Genomic DNA, 19,877 nt, shown 5'->3' on the forward strand with positions numbered 1-19,877 from the left:
GCCTATTTTTTTAGAACTTCTACTGAACTTTCACTCGAATTCCTTTGGTATGACTTGCAAACTCTGGAGCATACATACTTTGAATTGTTGTAATTCCGTTGGAGAATTCGCCGCTATTATTTACCCGAATATCATATTCTATAACATAAGTTCCTTTATCAATTCTATCAAAGAAAAAATGTGTTGCAGCATCTTTTGTGCTTGTGTAATATCCTAAACGATCTTTGTATTGATATTTAGAAAGTACATTTATAGGTTCAAAGCAAGAAGCGCGCATGTCTTTTAAATGAATATATTCTGTGTCTTCTTTCGAAATAATGATTAATCGAACGGTAACTAAGTCGCCAACTTTTAAAGCATTTTTTGAAGTGATTTTTTCTAATTGATCTCCTTTTAATGTGTTTTTCTTTAAATACAATTCTTTCGAAACTGATAGAGCAGATCCTGAATTATTTTTAATTTTATCCAAATCTTCAAAGTACTGCCAATAAACGCCTCCAAATCCAGGAACTTTAGATTTGTTTTGAATGTTTATTGATGCCATTTCTTTTTTAACTTCTTTGGCTTTCCAGTTTAATTTGATATAACCCGTTTCGGCTTCTTTTTCATTTTCTGCCAGTTTTTTAGTTACGATTTTTTCGTCTCCTAATTTTATAATCGTATTGTCTTTTATAGAAAGCCAGTCCGTACCTTGTGTTAATAAAGCATAAACAGCTTCAGTTGTCGATTTAGTTGTTGGCCAGTTTTTGGTTTGTTTATTTTTTAACAGCCATACTTTCATTGCGTCGATAGATTTTTTGTCGTTATTCACTTCGGAGAAAGCCTCAATTAATAACGCCTGCGTTTCTATTGGAGATTGGTACCAATACCAGCCTGATTTGTTAGCAATCCAATACATTCCCGAATCTTCATTGCTAGATGCCGTTTCTTTTAGACTTTCTATGATTTTCTTAGCCGTTTCTTTTTCGTCAAAGCGATTCAAAGTTAATGCAGCTAATCCTTTCTCGTAAATAGAATAATTTAGCCAATTATTTTTAGCAGTTTCCAGATAAAGTTTGACTGCCTTTTTTAAAGTATCTGAAAGAGGATGTTTTTCTAAATAAAAACTTCTTGTATACAAATAATGAAGATTAGAATAGGGACTGCCCCAAATTATTTTCTCCGAAAGTTTTAAATCTTTGGTTCTGTTTTTATAATCTTCTATAAATTTAGTATCTAGAAAAGGAATTCCTGTTTTTGCAATTTGGTCCTTTTTATTATTGCTATCAGTGGTTTTAGTCAATTTTGATAAATGACCCAAGCCAGCCAGGATATGTCTGGTAATATATTCGCTTTCTTCGCTTCCGTCAAACCATGAGAATCCTCCCGAAGCTTTTTGTTTTTGTTTTAATTTTTCGAAGACAGCTTCTTGCGAAGTTTTCATTTTTTCTAGATCAAATAAAAGAGCCAGATTTTTTTTCTTTTGATCTTCGGTTTGAGCATCATTCAGCCAAGGTGTTTCGGCAAGAAGTATTGATTTTAGTTCTTCGTTTTCTTCTAGTTTAGAGATTGGTGCTCCGTTTTTTTTCCAATTTTCAAAAACAGCTGCAACCTTCGGATTGTTTGAAATAATTTCTGAAGCTAAAGCATTGGCATAAAAACGCGCAAAAGTCTGTTCAGAACATTCGTGTTCATACTCCATTAAATACGGTAATGATTGAATGGCAATCCAAGTTGGGTTAGAAGTATATTCTAATGTAAGTTGATGATTTTTTAGAGTTGAAGAAGTATTGTTTTTTAAGTTCTCGAACGTGTATTGTTTTGTGGAATTTTCACGTACCCAAATAGGAATGCTTTCTGTAACAAGCATATTGTTTGTTAGAACTGGAATAATGTTTTCTTCTCCATCAGAAAAATGACCTGATTTTGCTACTATTTTATATTGAATACCTTGCAGATTTTTAGGAATAGAAATTTTCCAAGTTACTGTTGTGTTTCCAAAAGCGCCGGCAGTGAAGTTTTTGATGTTTTTTGCATTGCTCATCTTAACATCAATTGGTGTCATGGTAACGGCATCAAAAAATTGTAAACTGGCAATTCCTGTTTTTGCTTCGGCAGTAACATTCGAAATTTTGGCGCTGATTACAATAGTATCATTTTCTCTAAAAAAGCGAGGGAAATTTGGCAGAATCATCAGCTCTTTTTGCGTAATTACATTTTTCTCCAAATAAGCAGAAACTGCTTCTTTATTATGAGCCAATAAACGAAGTTTCCAAGCTGTTAAAGCTTCGGGTGAAGTAAAATTGAAGCTTACTTTTCCTTTAGAATCTGTTTTTAGATTTGGCAGAAAGAATGCGGTTTCAGATAGGTTTTTTCTAGCTTTTACTTGATTTAAAGCTTGAATAGCTTTCTTGGTAGTTATAAGTATTACCCCGTTTGCACCTTTGGCACCGTATTGTGCTCTGACATCTTTATCTTTTACAATTTCAATTTCAACAATATCATTTGAATCTAGATTTTGAACTTCATTTTGTGTTACCGTTTCTCCATCAAGAATGTATAGAGGCGCTGGTGCATTTCCAAATGCATAGTTTTTAATTTTGTTATCTTTTGTTTTTCCAAGTTCTAAAGCGATATCAATTCCTGCAGAATTGTAAACGCTGTTATCTTCTTCTACAAGAGTCTCATTAGGTAATGTTTTTTTTGATCGCAATGCGCCATATCCAATTTCTACAATTTCATTTAAATGATTTGTATCTTCAATAAGTTTGATGTTTATGTTTTTTTTATCTTCAAGAAAGATCGATTGCTGTTTGAAACCAAGGCTGCTAAAGATTAGTTCTTCATTTGATCCAGTTTCTATTTCATAATAACCATCATTATCTGAGATTTGAATTCGCTGTGTTCCTTTTACTTGAACCGATGCTTTTGGGATTGGTGAATTTTCAGCGTCAGTAATTATTCCAAAAACCAGTTTAGTATTAGATGGTTTCTTTACTTTTTTATTTAATTCTTTTTGATATTCTCTTTGCTGGTAAGCTGTAAACGAGTCATTAAAGTTAAAACCAAACCACATTAATTTGGGGTTGCTTTCGTTGTTCAATTCAATTTTAGTCTCAATTGGATTTAAATTTTGTAAAATATTTGATGTGATACCAGAAGCGATGTCACTTTTAAAAGTACCGCTGCTGTAGTTTAAGTGGTAAAATTGTAAAAGCGTCCATTTCTGTTCGCTAAATTGATCTAAGGAACTGTCGTACATCGAAGCTAAAATTTCAGCTTCATTTGAGGTGTTAAGAGCGCTTAATTTAAATGACCAATTTTCATTTTTTCCTGGATCTATTTTACTTCTAAATGTTTCAATATCTAACTCTAATTTTTTTTCCTCAGCTTTTAGGGGAATATCTATTTGACCGCTGTGTAATTGATTCTCATAAACACTTTCGAAACTTATGTTCATTGCATTTTCAAAATGATTTTTTATGGGAACTTTAATGGTGTATTGATTGTTCTGTAAATTGATATTATCTTCATAATAAGAGATATTATGATAACTGCCGTAGATATTAATAAAGAGATTTGGTATTGCCGAGGTTAGTTTTACAATTGCGAAACCATCCTTTTTGGCATCTGTATTGATTTGCTGCGCAGTAATCAGTATCGAAGAATTAAGTTTGTCTTTACTTTGAAAAAGTGAGAATTTGGACTTGCATTCGATTTTGTTTTTTAGAGTATCGAAGGCTTCTAGTACAACAACATAATCTCCGGATTTATATTCGGACATAAAGTCTAAAGGGATTTCCTTGTCCTTTTCTGTATTGAATTCCCTGCTGTAAACTAAAGTTCCAAGTTCGTCTGTTTTTATATTTTCTTTTTTTTCAAACGGAAATAATTTTTCAAATTCCTCTTTTGAGATCGTTTCTATTTCTGGTTGTTGAAATATTCTTTCTTTGAATTTATTTGAAAATGGGGTGGTTAAATATATTTTAAGATGTCCTTTGGCAGGAATAAACTCGCCATTTAAATTGGTACTTGTTATCTTAATTTTGTTCTCATTTTTAGTTACTATATAGTAAGGTACAGAAGCGTTTAAGACAAGTTCATGATAACCTACTTTTATCGTTGTTTTAGCCGTTTGAGTTTCGCCATTAATATCGGTTACAGTAGCTTTAATGATGTACTCTAAAATTGGTAAATCTTCTTTAGAAAGAGCTTCAATAGTTTTGGCAATAAAATTAATTTCAAATTTTCCTGACGAATCTGTTTGTGTTTTTCCTTCAGAAATGGGTTCAATTCTTCCATTTCTATGATAATATCTGCCATGGTTAAGAACGTAAGACTTTGCGCTGATTTGGTATTCAACTTTTGCATTAGAAATAGAACTACCTGCAAATGCTTTTGCTAAGCCTGTTAGTTTGACTTCTTTTTCAATTTGAAAAGTTTCTTTTATAGGATTAAATTTAATTTCGAATTTAGGTCGTTTATATTCTTCAACCTTAAAATCAGTTTGCGAATATTCAAAATCGGCATTGTTCCAAAATGCATGTTCTTGTTTTTTTACATCATATTCAAAACCGTATTGATAGTCTTTAGGAGAAGCAATTTTTAGGGTGAAATTACCAGTTCTTCCATTTTTTGGTAAAAGAAATTCACCCGAAAAAGAACCAAATTCATTGCTGGTAACTTCAAATTCTTTAAGTTTTTTGTAGTTAGGATCAATAATTACAATTTTAAAAAACGTGTTTTTTACAACAGAAGTTATGTTTTTGTCTTTTTGAAAAGCAATCCCTTTAAAATAAATCGTTTGTCCGGGTCTATAGATAGCTCTGTCTAAATATAGTTTTACATTTCCTTTGGGCTTTTCCTCTAGATTATTATTTGAACCATAGAGATCGTTTAACGATCTTTTTTCAATTGAAAGCGTATCGTTTGAGGTTGCAAATTGTATATAATCATCGTTATAATAATTTTGTGCCGTTTTGTCTGCAAATGCTAAACCATTTTTGTCGGTTTTAATAGTTTGGGTTGGTAGTTTTATCGTTACATTTTCTAGAGGCATTCCTGTTTTTCTATCGAGAGTTTGTAACAAGTCCTTAGAAGCTCCTTTCTTGGCTGCAACTGTAATATTGGTGATGTTTATAAAATCGGCAGAGAAAGCTTTTTGTGTTTTTGTGTCAGAATCACTTTCGATAAATGCGACATAAGAGCCTTTTTCTAATGGTGGTAAAAGTACTTCTGTTGAATACTGAAAATAATCTTTTTTCTCAGGAAGAATATAATCTTGCGTAACAACTGGTTTTTTATTTTCGAGTATTTTATGCGAACGAATATCTACGTTATAAGGGAAACTTTTTAATTCTGATAATTGATTTTGATTGATTTTGTAAAAGGATATTTTTACTTTATTGATATTGTTGTAATAAATAAGCGTTCTTGTGTTTTCGCCTATGTAGCTGTTTTTTTGAAGTTGAACTAATAAATACTTAGCTTGTATTTCTGCTTTTTGTTGCAAGGCAAGTTTGTATGTATTCGAATGAATATTTGATGATAAAATACTGTCAAGTAAAGCGACAGCCTTAATTTTATAATCTGGGTGGCTTTTTTTAGAAGCAAACTGCGCATAAAACAAGGCTTTTTCTAATTGGATTTTTTCAATTAAGTTTTGATTGTCAGTGTTTTTTTGAAAATTATTTAAAAAAGAGAGATAATTATTGTCGTAAGCAATCATGTGTTTTTTACAAAACTGTATTCTATTCCACTGATTTTCTAGTGTTGAACTTGCTTTTTCTAGTTTTTGATATAGTGCTAATACATTTTTCAGTTTTGTATTTTTTATAAAATCTAAATTTAGATTTACAAAATCGCTTGTACTGCCTAATAATTCTTTTTTATAGGTATAATATTCGCTCTTTGAAATTTCCCATTCATAAATTTTAGCTGAAAAATAATTTATATTTTCAGTTAAAGCATAGACATATAATGTTTGATTTTTAAAATCACTTATAGTCGAATAATCAAAAATAGTTTCATAATTTGTAAGTGGAGTGCTTTTTAAAATGGCTTCATTTTCTAGTGAATTCATATAACAATTTACAATTTGACTGATAAGAAAGGCGTCGGTCCAAGTTTTAAAATTGTCTTCTTGAAAAGTAGTATCGGTTCTATTGTATGAATAGTAGGGTTCTTTTTTGTAAAAATCACTAAGACATTTTGCATATACCAAATTCAGAATAGCTTTTGATGGTATTGAAACTCGATTAATATCTGTTTTTAGATTGTTTAAAATTTTAGTTTGCGCATTTTCGTCAACAACCTGTAAAAATTTAGATTGATAGAAAAAGCATTTTATCATTTGAACTTCGTCTTTTTCGGCAACTGATTTTTTGTAAATTTTGTTAACGATCGAATAAGCAGATTTTACTTTGCCTTCTTTTTCAAGAGCAATAACCTTATCCCATTTTTTGTCATTTTGCTGTCCAAAAAGTATAGAGGAAATCAATAAGAATACAAATAGTATGTTTTTCATGGAAGAGTTTTAATCTATAAATGTTCAAATTTTAGGTAAGCCTGTTAATGGTTCAAATTATTTAAAGATAATTTTCGCACAAATTAGCAATTTATCTTCAAAACCAAATTATACAATCTATATTTCCTTATTTTTGAAGAATAATAATTGAGGTTTTATTAGTTACTTGCTATTTCGATTAACCAATGAAACAGTTTAACGATTAAACATTTTAAATGAAAACACATTTCATCGCTATTGGCGGGAGCGCTATGCATAATCTTGCATTGGCATTACATAATAAAGGATATCAGGTTACAGGAAGTGACGATGCTATTTTTGAACCTTCAAAATCAAGATTAGAAAAGAAAGGAATTCTTCCTGCAGAAATGGGCTGGTTTCCTGAGAAAATAACTTCTGATATTGATGCCATCATTTTAGGAATGCATGCAAAAGCAGATAACCCTGAATTGTTGAAAGCGCAGGAATTAGGGTTAAAAATTTATTCGTATCCTGAGTTTTTATACGAGCAGTCTAAAAACAAAACTCGTGTTGTTATTGGCGGTTCACACGGAAAAACTACAATTACTTCGATGATTTTGCATGTAATGCATTATCATAATATCGAGGTAGATTATATGGTAGGAGCACAGTTAGAAGGTTTTGATACTATGGTTCATTTAACGGAAGAGAATGATTTTATGGTTTTAGAAGGAGATGAGTATTTGTCTTCTCCAATAGATCGTCGTCCGAAGTTTCATTTATATCAGCCAAATATTGCTTTAATTTCTGGAATTGCCTGGGATCATATTAATGTTTTTCCAACATATGAAAACTATGTAGAACAGTTTGAGATTTTTATTTCGAAGATTACCAATGGCGGGATTTTAGTATATAACGAAAATGATCCTGAAGTAAAAAGAGTTTCAGAAGCGGCGACAAACCCAATTCGTAAAATGGCTTACCATACTCCAGAATATTCTGTTGCAGATGGTGTAACGCTTTTAAAAACACCTGAAGGCGATATGCCAATTGAAGTTTTTGGAGCCCATAATTTAAATAATTTGGCTGGAGCAAAATGGATTTGTCAAAACATGGGTGTTGACGAAGCTGATTTTTACGAAGCAATTGCAAGTTTTAAAGGCGCTTCTAAACGTTTAGAGAAAATTGCTGAAGGAAAAGGAAAAGTGGCTTATAAAGATTTTGCGCATTCGCCAAGTAAAGTGGCTGCGACGACAAAAGCCGTAAAAGAACAATATCCAAATAGAACTTTGGTTGCTTGTTTAGAATTGCATACTTACAGCAGTCTTAATGCGGAGTTCCTAAAAGAATATGAAGGAGCACTTGAGTATGCTGATGTTGCTGTTGTTTTTTATTCCCCAGATGCGGTGAAAATTAAGCAATTAGAAGAAGTGACTTACGAGCAGATTGCAACTTCGTTTAATAGAAAAGATTTAATTATTTATACTAGTCCAGCTGAATTTAAAGAGTATTTGTTTAGCTTAAACCTTGATAATTCAGCACTTTTATTAATGAGCTCTGGAAATTACGGAGGTTTGAATTTTGATGAAGTAAAAGGGTTGATTAATTAGAGAATTTGGTAATTAGATAATTTGGTAATTAGATAATATGTCAATTAGTCAATTTGATAATGAGATATTTTGCCGATTGTTTTACAATCGGCTTTTTTTTTGAAATTAATTTATAGCGATCTAAAAATAAGGAATAAATAAATAGAATGATTTTTTATGAATGATTTTTCTTATTTTTTAATATATTCGTCCTCCTGAAAAATAAGCTGATTTAGTTTTTCAGTTAATGATAAATAATGCTTTTTTATGAAATTAAATCATTTTCCTATTAAAGATTGGTCAGATGATGATAAGCCGCGCGAAAAATTAATGCTGAAAGGAAAAGATGCTTTGAGTGATGCTGAGTTGTTGGCCATTTTAATTGGTTCTGGAAGTCGTAATGAATCAGCGGTTGCTTTGAGTAAACGTATTTTAGCGAGTGTTGACAATCTTAATTCATTAGGAAAGTTGGATATTTCTCAATTAATTAACTTTCGAGGTATTGGAGAGGCAAAAGCGATTACTATTATTGCAGCTTTAGAGTTGGGACGCAGGCGCAGGGCAGAGGATACTGTTGAGTTAAAAAAGATTACCTCAAGCAAAATTGCTTTCGAAATTATGCGGCCTATTATTGGAGAATTACCTCACGAGGAGTTTTGGGTGCTTTTTCTGAATAATTCAAATAAAGTAATTTCTAAAACACAATTAAGTAAAGGCGGGATTTCTGGAACGATTGTCGATACTCGATTGGTTTTTAGACTGGCATTAGAAAATAGAGCTACCGGCTTGATTTTGTGTCATAATCATCCTTCGGGTAATCTGATTCCAAGTGATGCTGATAAAGATATAACGCGACGAATAAAAACTGCTGGAGCGATTTTAGATGTTAAAATTTTAGACCATTTGATTATTACTGAAACAAATTATTATAGTTTTGTAGATGAAGGAATATTTTAATTTATGAATACCACTATTACAGACATTTTTTTTGACTTAGACCATACGCTTTGGGATTTTGATAAAAACTCAGAAATGGCTTTTGACCGAATTTTTAGCAAGAAGTATTCTGAAGTTAGAGTCGAAGATTTTATTGAAAAATATGCTCCTATTAATCAGGCTTGTTGGAAATTATATCAAGAGGATAAAATTACACATCAAGAATTGCGTTACAATAGATTGAAGCTTTCTTTTGAAGCGCTAGATTATACAATTTCTGACGATAACATTAATCAGATTGCTAATGATTATATAGCATTTTTGCCAGATAATAATCATCTTTTTGATGGAACTATTGAGGTTCTAGAATATCTAAAACCAAAGTATAAGCTTCATATCATAACAAATGGTTTTGCAAACGTACAAGATAGAAAGATTAATAATGCGGCCTTAGGCGGTTACTTTACTACCATTACAAATTCAGAATCAGCAGGTGTTAAAAAGCCAAATAGTATTATCTTTGATTATGCAGTCAATTTGGCACAAACATCAAAGGAGAAAAGTATAATGATTGGTGATGATTTTGATGCTGATGTAAACGGAGCATTGAATGCTGGTCTAGATGCTATTTTTTTTAATGTTAAAAACATTGAAATACCTGAAAAATATAAACAAATTAATCATTTATTAGAACTTAAAAAATATTTATAATTATGAAATTAAAAGTTTTGTTGACTTTGCTTCTTTGTTCAGTCCTTGGATTTTCGCAATCGATTAACGATTATAAGGCTGTTATTATACCGCTTAAATATGATTTTATTAAAACAGATAATCAGTACAGATTAGCCACAATGACTAAAATGAATTTAGTCAAAGCGGGTTTTCAGGCTTTTTATGTAAACGAAGAAATTCCTGCAGGTTTTAGTGATAGATGTGATCTTTTGTATATTGATGTAAAAAGAGATAATGCATTTTTAGTAACTAAACTTTTTATTGAGTTTAAAGATTGTTACGGAAAAGTAATTTACACATCTGAAACAGGAAGAAGCAAAGAAAAAGACTATGAATTGGCATATAAGGAAAGTTTAGAAGATGCTTTTAAATCTGTTAATGCTTTGCACTATAAATATAGTGGTAAATCGGCAGCGCCTGTTTCTAATAAAGCACAAACAGTTATAGCGGCAACACCTTTAGTTCCTGCTGTGCAAATTGCTGCAACACCAACTGCAGATATTTCTGATCCTAATTTATTGTACGCACAGCCAATGGAAAACGGATATCAGTTAATAGACAAAACTCCAAAAGTTGTTATGAAACTTTTAAAAACGTCACGCCCAGATTCGTTTATTGCAATTAAAAATGGTGTTCAAGGAAGTTTGAACGCAAAAGACAATCAATGGTATTTTGAATATTATCAAAACGACAAATTAGTTTCTGAAAAAGTTTCAGTAAAATTTTAAATAAATTGATGGTTTAATAACCATATTTATCTTTCCAACGGTTCTTTAAGAATTCACGGTTGCTATTCTCTCTTGAATTGTTTCCTGGATTATAAAGAACCGTTTGTTTTATGGCATCAGGCAAAAATTCTTGTTCAGCAAAGTTATTTGCATAATCGTGCGAATATTTATAATCGTCACCATAACGTAACTCTTTCATAAGTTTGGTTGGAGCATTTCGCAGATGAATAGGAACGGGTAAATCTCCTGTTTGTTTTACCAATTGCTGTGCGTTTCCTATTGCCATATAAGAGGCATTACTTTTTGGAGAAGTAGCGAGATAAATAGCACATTGACTAAGGATTATTCGACTTTCAGGATATCCAATAGTAGTTACAGCCTGAAAGGTGTTGTTTGCCATAATAAACGCCGTTGGATTTGCATTTCCAATGTCTTCACTTGATAGAATCAACATTCTGCGCGCAATAAATTTTACATCTTCACCACCTTCAATCATTCTTGCCAGCCAGTAAACAGCTCCATTAGGATCGCTTCCTCTAATTGATTTTATAAAGGCAGAAACAATATCATAATGTTGTTCTCCGCTTTTGTCATACAGAACTGTATTTTGTTGGACTAACTCAAACACGCGGTCATTTGTAATAACAACTTCTTCGGTGGCTGCGGCATTGATTACAAGTTCGAAAATGTTTAACAATTTTCGACCGTCACCACCAGAAAGACGTAGTAATGCTTCTGTTTCTTTTAGTACAATATTTTTTGTCGCTAAGTATTTGTCACTTTTTAGTGCGCGGTGTAATAATGCTTCTAAATCTGATTTTGTAAAAGCATTAAGAATGTAAACTTGACAACGTGACAGTAATGCAGGTATAACTTCAAAACTTGGATTTTCGGTGGTCGCGCCAACCAAAGTAATCCAGCCTCTTTCAACAGCAGCTAAAAGGGAGTCTTGCTGAGATTTACTAAATCTATGAATCTCATCGATAAACAAAATGGGGTTTTTGGCTGTAAATAAGCCGCCGCTTTGCTTAGCTTTCTCAATTACATCACGAATATCCTTTACACCAGAATTAATAGCACTTAAGATGTAAAACGGGCGTTTTGATTCTTGAGCTATAATTTGTGCTAAGGTAGTTTTACCAGTTCCCGGCGGTCCCCATAAAATTAGAGAGGGAATTATTCCTTTAGAAATTTGTTGCGTTAATGAACCATTAGGTCCTACTAAGTGGCTCTGGCTAATGTAATCTTCTAGTTTCTGTGGGCGAATACGCTCGGCTAACGGTGCTTCCATTTTGTAAAATTACTATTTTCAAATGTATTTCTTATTATTTAGAGGTTCGGAACTTGGTAAGAAGTAAGTTTTAAGAAGTTTTTGCTGACTGACAAATTATCAGTAAATTGTAACTGGATAGTTTTTTGATGTAAATTATTAGACTATAATTTGACATAGATGAATGATAACCACTTTAAGTTTTCTAATGCTGTTATTGGCCTTCCAGTAATTTTTGTCCTCTTGTTGTGGATTGTTTATTGGGTTCAGATTAGATTTGATTTCGATTTTTATAAGAATGGAATTTATCCACGAGATTTTTATGGATTACAAGGCGTTTTCTTTAGTCCATTTATTCATGAAAATTTAGAACATTTATACAATAATTCCATTCCTCTTTTGGTTTTGTTGGCCGCATTACAATATTTTTATCCTAAACAAACCATTCCTGTTATTGGTTATGGTATTTTGTTTTCGGGATTAATTACATGGATTATAGGTCGCGAAAATTTTCATATAGGTGCAAGCGGTTTAATTTATGTTTTGGTAAGTTTTATTTTCTTTAAAGGAATTCAAACAAAATATTATCGATTGGTTGCACTTTCATTGTCGGTGATTTTGCTTTATGGAGGAATGATTTGGTATGTTTTTCCTGATGTTGATGCCAAGGTTTCTTGGGAAGGTCATTTGGCAGGTCTTTTAACGGGATTTGCACTCAGTTTATTTTATAAAACACCTGAATATTCGAAACCTATTGTTTATGAATGGCAGAAGCCCGATTTTAATCCTCTTGAAGATCCATTTATGAAACATTTTGATGAGAATGGAAATTTTGTAAATATTGAAAAGGATGATGATGAGATGAATGAGATTCAATCGTATTTTCATTCCGATACTAATGTGTATTATGTTATAACTAAATCGGAATCAGTAGATAATGAGGAAAAGGATAATTGATTTTCGTGGAAATTAGTTATTTTTGTTTTAGTGCATTTATTAATTTGAGATTATGAGAAAAGTATTATTTGCTGTCTTGGTTTTGCTGTTTTGCAGTTCTAATTTTTATGCGCAGTGCGATGTTAAAAATAAGGTGCTGGCCGATGGATCTATGGTATATTATTTTGATCCGGCAGTTTTTTATACAACGAAGTCTAAATCTCTAAAAATTAATATTGTTACTGATAAAGAGAGTTATTTTGTGGCGCTTCAGCCAACTCCTTTTCCGTTAAAAAAAGAAGGAAAAAAAATTAAGGATGATCTAGTTATTCAGCTGGCGGATCATAAAGAGTATAAGCTGACTCATTTTGATACGCAGTATTTAGAAAATGATTCTATTATGCAGGTTTTATATCTAATAGACAATAAAGATTTGGAGGCGTTTTCTAAATTTGAAGCCGTTGTAGCAGCAATCAATATGAAGGGAACTGAATTTGTTCGAGATTATAATTTTAAACTTCATAAAGATGCAATCATGAAGCAGCTTGCTTGCTTTTTGAAAAAAGAGGAGAAGTGAGGTTAGTCTTCGTGTGGAGCCTCAGGCTTGTGTAAAATCTTTTTATTTATATTCTTTAGCAGGTTGTTGAACGTTAAGGTTAATGATACTGCATTTACAATTTGATTATTGTCATTTCTTGGCAGGTATTCATTAGCATAAGTTAGTTCAATTTGTGTGTCTTCTGTAAATAGGTATCCTGCACCTATATTTAATCTGTTTCTGTCAAAGAAACTTTGCCCGGTTACTTTTGTGCCCGATTTGAAAAAAACTTCATCGGATGCAATTGCATATATAACACCTTCGCGTAAAACTTTGCTGTTTATTGGTTTGATATATTTAATTTGCTGTCTGTATCGTAATACATTTTCAAAAGTATCATCTTGATTTTTCATATGTCGAAGCTCAGTTCTTAAGCGTGTGCTGAGAGTATATCCGGTTTTATGAAAGTAATAAATACCCTGTAGAGCAAATCTCCATTCAGGCGATTGAAATTGACCTATTTCTGGTACATCTTTGTTGTTAAAATATGCAACGAATGAAGATAGTTTCCAGCGTGGCGAAAGGTAATAATGCGCCCATCCTCGAAGAGATCTTTGTGTGTTTTGGTCAAATATATTGGGAGAAGATTCTGTACTGCTATAACTCGTTCCGATGTTTAGTTCCGTAGACCACTTTTCACTGAGCGTTCTGTTAAATTGAACTTCGCCCCAAAATTGATTGTATTTTGTGGTTTGTCCATAGTTAATTGTTGCAGTTAGGAATACTGCAACAATTAAGCTGAGTTTGTTAAATATTATTTTATAAACAGGTTTTAAAGACATTCAATATTGTATTAAGTTGCCACCCTATTTCAAAATTTTTTTAGCTTCTTTGGCGAACGGCTTCATATAAAAAAGCACCGCAGGCAACAGATACATTTAGTGATCCTATTGATCCAAACATTGGTAATTTTGCTTTTTCATCAACAATCTTAAGCACAGATGGATTGATTCCTCTGTCTTCAGATCCCATGATAATCGCTACAGGCTCATTTAATGATATATCATAAATGTTCTGATCTGTTTTTTCGGTTGCTGCCACAGTTTTAATTCCTGAACCCTGAAGATAGAATATTGCATCTTTAATATGTTCTACTTTGCAGATAGGAACATTAAAAACAGCACCAGCTGATGTTTTAACAGTATCGCCATTTACGGGAGCAGAACCAGCTTTTTGTACTATAATTCCGTTTACACCAGTACATTCAGCGGTTCTAATAATAGCGCCAAAATTTCTTGCATCTGAGATTTGATCCAGTATTAAAAATAATGGTTTAGAACCCGAAGCAATTGTAGATTCTACAAGGTGTTCTATATCTATGAATCCAATAGGTGAAATAGTTGCTACTGCACCTTGGTGATTGTTTGGAGTTAGTCGGTTTAGTTTTTCAACAGGAACATAAGAGAAATTAATGTTGGCACGTTTCATTACCTTCATTAAATCTTTCATTAGTTCGCCAGAAATATCTTTTTGAATAAATACTTTATCTACTTCCTGACCTGCTTGTATTGCTTCTATAATGGCTCTAATGCCAAATATTTGATGTTCTTTTTCCATAGGACAAATATAGGTATATTGTTTATATAAAAAAACCACTCTGAATGAACAGAGTGGTTTAGTGTATTTACTTGTTGAAATAAATTAGTCTTTATCCCACCATACCTTAGTTGTTACATTACTAACAACTGTTGCGTTTGGATTGTAATTTCTTTCGTCCGAAGGAGTTGGGAATCTTACAGGAATAGTTTTAGTATTTGATGATTGGTTTGGAACCAATGCCGGCAATCCTGTTCTTCTGTAATCGTTATATGGCTCCATTGTTAAGAAAAGAGACAAGTACTTTTGCTGAATAATGTTTGCCAAAGTAACAGTTGTAGCTGCTGTAGCTAAGAAAGCCGGTGTTGCTGGAGTTCCTGTAACTTTTAAAACAGATGCAGCAACAGCAGCTTCTAAAGCTGGTTGAGCATTTTGACCTAATCTAAATTTAGCTTCTGCTTCAATAAATTTAGCTTCTGCATAAGTTACCATTCCAACAGGTGAAGTGGCACTTGCGTAGGCAGATCCGATATATGAAGAATAAGTTGTTTCTAAATCTTCAGGTGCGTTACCTATATATGTTGGTACTGGCACCTCTGCTGAAGGAGTACTCAGGGCAATAGAAAATTTTAATCTTGGGTCAGTGGTATTTTTTAAAGAGTTAACAAAATAAGCTCCCGTTTTAAGATAGTTTTTACGGCTGTTATCAAAAGCATACCATTGATTTAGTGTGTTTGCAGTTGAAAAGAAAATTGCATTAGCGTCATCAGTATTTGCAGTCATTCCAGCAGCAGTAATGTAATCTAATGCTTTTTGGGCTGCACCTGTATCAACTTGCGTTAATCTTAATGCATATCTTGCTTTTAATACGTAAGCAACTTTGATCCATTTTGCGGTGTTTCCAGCAAAAATAAAATCGTCAGCTCCTGGTCTAGTTTCATTGCTAGCTGCAGGTTTTTTTAAGTTTACAATAGCTTCATCAAGTATTGTTTGTAATCTTTGATAGATTTCTTGCTGTGTATTGTATTTTGGAGCTCTGTTTCCTTCTTCAGCTCTAAAAGCTTCATCGTAAGGAACATCTCCCCAAACGTCTGTTGCGTATCCTAAGTTTAAGGCTGTTAATACTTGTCCAATACCATTATAGTAAGGGAATTTATCAGCAAAATCACGATTTAAAATGTGACCACTAATTAAAGTAGTTCCATAAACTGTGTTCCATTCATTATTTACGTCTTGTTCTGTTAGAATATAACGTTGAATATCTCCTAATTGTCCAACGCTAGTACCAGCCAAGTGTTGGTCAAAAATATTCGAAGTTCTGATTAGACCACTTGTGTGTGTTGAAAATGTCGAAACTTCCATAGCAGACAACAATAAAGTTGGTGTGGTTGTTATAGGAGAGTTTGGGTTTTCATTAAAGGTGTCTAATTCTGTCTGGCAGCTGGTAAGTAAACTAGCACCAACAGCTGTAAGAATTATACTTTTTATATATTTTTTCATTTTTATTTGTTTTAAATTTAAAAGCCGACTTTAAGAGTCATGATAAATGACTTACTTCCTGGATTATTAAAGTAATCTAATCCGTTGATTCTTGAACCAGCACCAGTTAAACTTGTTTCAGGATCTACACCTTCATAATTTGTGTTTAACCATAAGTTTCTTCCGGTAAATGATATTTGAGCTGAATTGATTGCTGTAAATCTTTTTACATCAAAGTCATAGCTTAAAGTCACATCACGTAATCTGATCCAGTTAACGTCTGTTACAGCTTCTTCAGCAGCTCCACCACCATCACCTAGGTATTTTTGGTAGTAGTTTTTAGCTGTAATTGCAATGTCATTTTTAGAGCCGTCAGCTTTAACACCATCAATTATGTATGTGCGCTCTCTGTCAGCAGATGCCTCAGAAACACCAAAGTTATGAAGTCTTGCCAAGGTACCGTTGTAAACGACTCCACCATGTCTAAAATCTAATAAACCTGATAATGTTACTCTTTTGTATGTGAAAGTGTTTCTTAGACCTCCCGTCCATTTCGGTGCAGAGTTTCCTAAGTTACCAGTTTCTCCATCGATAATTGCTAAACCATCACTTCCGATAAGTTTATTTCCGTTTGCATCACGTGCCCATCTAGTTCCGTAGAAGCTTCCTAATGGTTGACCTTTAACAGCATAATATCCAATTGATCCAAAAGCTGCTTCAATTTGAATATCGTTTAAGCTTCCTGAAATATCAGTTACTTCATTTTCGTTTTTGGCCCAGTTTGCATTGATATTCCATTGGAAAGGATTGCTTTTGCTGAAAATATCATATCCTAATTCAACTTCTAATCCTTTGTTAACTAACTCGGCAGCATTTTGGTAAACTGATTGGAAACCGCTTGATGCTGGTAATGGTAAAGTGATTAATAAATCTTTAGATGTTTTGTAGTATGCGTTTACGTCAAATGATAAACGGTTGTTTAAGAATTTAGCACTTAAACCTAATTCATGACCTAATACTCTTTCAGGTTTTAAATCTTGGTTTCCTAAACTTCCAGCAACTGTCATTCCATTAATTCCATTGTAAGGAAAACTTAGGCCATCTGTAAAACCGTCAGTCATAAATGGTTGGGTGTAAGTAGTAATTGTTCTGTATGGAGCAGGAGCGATACCTACTTCACCGTAACCATAGGTTAGTTTTGCAAAACTAATTGCCTCTGGTAAATCAAAAGAACTTGTTAGGACCCATGATGCAGATGCTGCAGGAAAAATAGCGCTGTTAGCGTTCGTTCCATAAGTAGATGACCATTCTTGTCTAACAGATCCTGTTATGAAAAGTTGGTTTTTAATATCAAATTCTAATTGTCCAAAAACGGCTCTTGACATTATATTTTCGTCAGCGTTTGAAGCATATAATTGAGTAGCGTTTGATAAGTTATAAAGTCCTCTTACAGCAAGTTCTTTACCTCTTGAGAATACATCGGTATTTTGACTTGAACGTAAGTTAAGACCTGCTGTATAGTTGATTTTTAACCATTCAGTTTGTAATGGAAGTAAACCACTCGCGATGAAGTCAGCATAGTACTGTTTGTTGTTGATATTGTTAAATGCTACTTCTCCAATTCCTGCAAGGTTGTCACCATTAGAGGAGATTGCGTAAATTTGTTTACGGTAATCAGAGTAAGCGTCAATACCACCTTTTGCAGTTAAAGATAACCATTCAGCTGGGGTGTAAGTTAAAAACATGTTTCCGAAAACACGGTTAACATCACTTGTTGCTGGGTTTTCGTTTACTGTGAAATATGGGTTATCATAAGATGCGAAATAGTTTTTGTTATTTCCTTCAGCATCCATGTAGTTTCTTAAGTCATAGTTTCCTACTGAACGCAATAAACTTAACATAACTCCAGAAACGTTACTACCGTTTTGAGCTAGGGTATTTGTAGTGTGGGTGTATTGTAAACTACCTCCAGTTTTCCATTTATCGCTAAGTTTTAAATCTCCTACAACTCTTAAGGTATTTCTTTTCAATCCTGTTTCAGGAATCATACCAGTTTGTGTAGTATTCCCGTAAGAAGCTCTGTATGTAGCTTTGTTGTCACCTCCGTAAAAAGAGATGTTGTTTGTGTAAGTTAATCCTTCTTGGAAGAAGTTTCCAACATTGTCATACATTGGTACACCTAAAGTTGATGCAGCAGGTCCCCAGCTTTGAGGTGTATTAGTTGGGATTGAAGTAGCAGTAGCGCTAGTTCCTTGTACATACTTTCCTTGTCTAGCTGGTAATTGACTTACTTTGTCAATTCCTAACGAAGTAGAAAAATCAATTCCTAAACCTCTTCCTGCTCTACCTTTTTTAGTTGTATAAAGGATTACACCATTACCAGCTCTTTCTCCGTATAACGCAGCAGCAGCAGGTCCTTTAAGTACAGATACGCTTTCTACGTCGTCAGGATTAATGTCCAATGCTCTATTAGAGTTGTTGATACCAGATAAATTGGCATTAAAAGGATTGTCTCCAGCTGCTGTTTGACTTGTAGTATTGTCAATTGGCACACCATCAACAACGATTAGAGGGTCAGAACTACGATTAATAGTGTTCACACCTCTAATAATAATTTTACTTGATGCTCCAGGAGTACCTCCCGTTCCAATAACTTGAACCCCAGCTGCTTTTCCAGCTAAAGCTTGAAGAACGTTTTGTTCACCTGACTTTGAGATTTCATCTGCACTTACTTTTGATACTGCGTATCCAAGTGTTTTTTCAGATCTTTTAATCCCTAATGCAGTTACAACTACACCTTCAAGTTCTACTGAATCATCTTTTAATTTTACATTAATAGAAGTTGAGGTTGCTGCTACTTCCTGAGATTTCATCCCGATGTAGCTAAATACCAAAACTTGGCTTGATGATACTTTGATAGAGAATTTACCATCAAAGTCTGTTTGTGTTCCTGTTTTGGTTCCTTTAACTAATACACTCACACCTGGTAAAGGCATTCCTGCATTGTCAGAAACTGTTCCAGAAACAGCTCTTTCTTGCGCAAAAGAAAGTTGCGCAACTAGTACTAGTAAAAGCACTAAGAATCCATTGAACTTTAGTTTCATTTTTAAATATTTTGAATTAGTTCGACAAAAATCTTAATAATTTGTTAATCTACCTAATATAAGGAGCTTTTTTTTAGTTAAATTATAATTTTGAGTAGGTATATTGTTGTTTTATTCGTAAAAACTGGTCTAAAATTACAAATCCGTATTTTTTTGTGTTAAAATTGAGAATAATTAAAAATATTGACAATGCGCGAAATGTTAAATTTATTCAAGAGGGCTTTTTAATTGTTTTTTTTATAACTTTTATCTTAAAAAAGAGTTTGTTAGCCCTGTTGCTTTTTGTTAAAATTGTGATAATCGCTAGAAGGTTATGTGTTAAGTTATTTGTAATGCAATAAAAAAGAAGTGGCATTCGGTGTTTAATATTGGTTGTTTCTTTTTTGTAATGTAAAATAATGGTTAAATTTTTTGTTGGTTTTTGATGTAGTGGTGACTCTTAAAATTTGACGTTGTAGTTTATGTTTAGCATGCTGTTGTATAGTTTGATTTCGGTTTTGTTT

12 protein-coding genes are annotated in these 19,877 nt (G+C 32.9%); 6 read left to right on the forward strand and 6 right to left on the reverse strand.

Going from position 1 to position 19,877, the window contains the following annotated elements; translation table 11 throughout:
* Positions 1-19: 19 nt before the first annotated feature.
* The gene (locus BOW55_RS07225) at positions 20-6,505 is read right to left on the reverse strand and encodes an MG2 domain-containing protein (protein WP_129023584.1); all 6,486 of its coding nucleotides are present in this window, start codon (positions 6,503-6,505) and stop codon (positions 20-22) included.
* A 215-nt stretch (positions 6,506-6,720) separates the two neighbouring features.
* Between BOW55_RS07225 and murC the strand changes: the two genes are divergently transcribed.
* From murC to BOW55_RS07245, 4 genes are all read left to right on the forward strand, one after another.
* Entirely contained in the window at positions 6,721-8,076 is a 1,356-nt protein-coding gene (murC, locus tag BOW55_RS07230) for a UDP-N-acetylmuramate--L-alanine ligase (RefSeq protein ID WP_129023585.1), read from the forward strand.
* A 246-nt stretch (positions 8,077-8,322) separates the two neighbouring features.
* On the forward strand, positions 8,323-9,012 hold the full coding sequence (radC, locus tag BOW55_RS07235; RefSeq protein ID WP_129023586.1) for a DNA repair protein RadC: 690 nt from the start codon (positions 8,323-8,325) through the stop codon (positions 9,010-9,012).
* 3 nt (positions 9,013-9,015) lie between these two features.
* Entirely contained in the window at positions 9,016-9,702 is a 687-nt protein-coding gene (locus tag BOW55_RS07240; protein WP_129023587.1) for a YjjG family noncanonical pyrimidine nucleotidase, read from the forward strand.
* Positions 9,703-9,704: 2 nt separating this feature from the next.
* Entirely contained in the window at positions 9,705-10,451 is a 747-nt protein-coding gene (locus tag BOW55_RS07245; RefSeq protein ID WP_129023588.1) for a hypothetical protein, read from the forward strand.
* 13 nt (positions 10,452-10,464) lie between these two features.
* On the opposite strand, the gene BOW55_RS07250 is transcribed toward BOW55_RS07245, so the two are convergent.
* Positions 10,465-11,742 (reverse strand): replication-associated recombination protein A, encoded by a 1,278-nt coding sequence (locus BOW55_RS07250; RefSeq protein ID WP_129023589.1) that lies wholly within the window; start codon positions 11,740-11,742, stop codon positions 10,465-10,467.
* 159 nt (positions 11,743-11,901) lie between these two features.
* Between BOW55_RS07250 and BOW55_RS07255 the strand changes: the two genes are divergently transcribed.
* Entirely contained in the window at positions 11,902-12,678 is a 777-nt protein-coding gene (locus tag BOW55_RS07255; RefSeq protein ID WP_129023590.1) for a rhomboid family intramembrane serine protease, read from the forward strand.
* Between the two features lie 52 nt (positions 12,679-12,730).
* The gene (locus BOW55_RS07260) at positions 12,731-13,234 is read left to right on the forward strand and encodes a hypothetical protein (RefSeq protein WP_129023591.1); all 504 of its coding nucleotides are present in this window, start codon (positions 12,731-12,733) and stop codon (positions 13,232-13,234) included.
* Positions 13,235-13,236: 2 nt separating this feature from the next.
* Here BOW55_RS07260 and BOW55_RS07265 read toward each other — a convergent pair whose 3' ends face one another.
* From BOW55_RS07265 to BOW55_RS07280, 4 genes are all read right to left on the reverse strand, one after another.
* Positions 13,237-14,037: a DUF2490 domain-containing protein gene (locus BOW55_RS07265; RefSeq protein WP_129023592.1), complete on the reverse strand. Its 801-nt coding sequence runs from the start codon at positions 14,035-14,037 to the stop codon at positions 13,237-13,239.
* Positions 14,038-14,077: 40 nt separating this feature from the next.
* Positions 14,078-14,812 carry a 23S rRNA (guanosine(2251)-2'-O)-methyltransferase RlmB gene (rlmB, locus tag BOW55_RS07270; RefSeq protein WP_129023593.1) on the reverse strand — a complete coding sequence of 245 codons (735 nt, stop codon included), beginning with the start codon at positions 14,810-14,812 and terminating at the stop codon, positions 14,078-14,080.
* A gap of 84 nt (positions 14,813-14,896) precedes the next feature.
* On the reverse strand, positions 14,897-16,291 hold the full coding sequence (locus BOW55_RS07275; RefSeq protein ID WP_129023594.1) for a SusD/RagB family nutrient-binding outer membrane lipoprotein: 1,395 nt from the start codon (positions 16,289-16,291) through the stop codon (positions 14,897-14,899).
* Between the two features lie 17 nt (positions 16,292-16,308).
* Positions 16,309-19,374, reverse strand: a complete 3,066-nt coding sequence (locus tag BOW55_RS07280) for a SusC/RagA family TonB-linked outer membrane protein (protein WP_129023595.1) — start codon at positions 19,372-19,374, stop codon at positions 16,309-16,311.
* Positions 19,375-19,877: the final 503 nt, after the last annotated feature.

This window comes from Flavobacterium sp. YO12 (genome assembly GCF_004119495.1).
Lineage (GTDB): Bacteria > Bacteroidota > Bacteroidia > Flavobacteriales > Flavobacteriaceae > Flavobacterium.

What these genes read in the sequence shown, in the direction of transcription:
- BOW55_RS07245 (WP_129023588.1), top strand. Translation starts at nt 9,705, where the DNA reads ATGAAATTAAAAGTTTTGTTGACTTTGCTTCTTTGTTCAGTCCTTGGA.
- BOW55_RS07275 (WP_129023594.1), bottom strand. Translation starts at nt 16,291, where the DNA reads ATGAAAAAATATATAAAAAGTATAATTCTTACAGCTGTTGGTGCTAGT.
- BOW55_RS07250 (WP_129023589.1), bottom strand. Translation starts at nt 11,742, where the DNA reads ATGGAAGCACCGTTAGCCGAGCGTATTCGCCCACAGAAACTAGAAGAT.
- BOW55_RS07280 (WP_129023595.1), bottom strand. Translation starts at nt 19,374, where the DNA reads ATGAAACTAAAGTTCAATGGATTCTTAGTGCTTTTACTAGTACTAGTT.
- BOW55_RS07255 (WP_129023590.1), top strand. Translation starts at nt 11,902, where the DNA reads ATGAATGATAACCACTTTAAGTTTTCTAATGCTGTTATTGGCCTTCCA.
- radC (WP_129023586.1), top strand. Translation starts at nt 8,323, where the DNA reads ATGAAATTAAATCATTTTCCTATTAAAGATTGGTCAGATGATGATAAG.
- BOW55_RS07225 (WP_129023584.1), bottom strand. Translation starts at nt 6,505, where the DNA reads ATGAAAAACATACTATTTGTATTCTTATTGATTTCCTCTATACTTTTT.
- murC (WP_129023585.1), top strand. Translation starts at nt 6,721, where the DNA reads ATGAAAACACATTTCATCGCTATTGGCGGGAGCGCTATGCATAATCTT.
- BOW55_RS07240 (WP_129023587.1), top strand. Translation starts at nt 9,016, where the DNA reads ATGAATACCACTATTACAGACATTTTTTTTGACTTAGACCATACGCTT.
- rlmB (WP_129023593.1), bottom strand. Translation starts at nt 14,812, where the DNA reads ATGGAAAAAGAACATCAAATATTTGGCATTAGAGCCATTATAGAAGCA.
- BOW55_RS07265 (WP_129023592.1), bottom strand. Translation starts at nt 14,037, where the DNA reads ATGTCTTTAAAACCTGTTTATAAAATAATATTTAACAAACTCAGCTTA.
- BOW55_RS07260 (WP_129023591.1), top strand. Translation starts at nt 12,731, where the DNA reads ATGAGAAAAGTATTATTTGCTGTCTTGGTTTTGCTGTTTTGCAGTTCT.